This window comes from Streptomyces sp. ADMS, assembly GCF_033441795.1.
Classification (GTDB): Bacteria; Actinomycetota; Actinomycetes; order Streptomycetales; family Streptomycetaceae; genus Streptomyces.
Genome location: NZ_JAVFVX010000420.1, coordinates 1 through 481, shown reverse-complemented (window position 1 = coordinate 481; position 481 = coordinate 1). Strand labels below are relative to the sequence as shown.

The following is a 481-nucleotide window of genomic DNA, read 5'->3' as shown; positions in this document are numbered from 1 at the left end:
TCACGAGCTGCTCGCGGGCCTCCCGGCTGAGAAATGCCCATCGCATGAGGTTGGCCTGATGGGCAGCCCAGGGGAACCACTCGCGCAGCGGTTGGTTGTGGCCGATCACATTCCACGCCAGGTCCGACACGTAGGCCGGATTGGGCGACTGACTGTCGAGGAATTGCTGGAGGATCTCGTCCATTTCGGCGGCAGCGTCCGCCTCCGGGACGGCGGCGAGGACCGGCGGTCGTCCGATGGCCCTCAGGTACAGGGCGTGGCGTTCAGCGCGGCTCAGGCGCAGAGCGGACGACAGGCGGTCGAGGAAGTCCGCCGAGTAGTTGGCTTCGTCGCCCCGCTCCAGGGAGCCGTACCAGCGCTCGCTCACGCCCGTCAGGCGGGCCACATCACGCTGCGACAGGCCGACGCTCCGCCGCCCTGGCCCCGTCAGCCCCGGGAACGCACGGGGATCCGACCGGCTCCGCCAGGAACGCAGCAGCTC

1 protein-coding gene is annotated in these 481 nt (G+C 69.9%); it reads right to left on the bottom strand.

The genetic code is table 11. The features are described from left to right. Positions 1–481 (bottom strand): helix-turn-helix domain-containing protein (locus RB628_RS41360; RefSeq protein ID WP_318325764.1); only part of this gene is annotated, 481 nt, incomplete at both ends.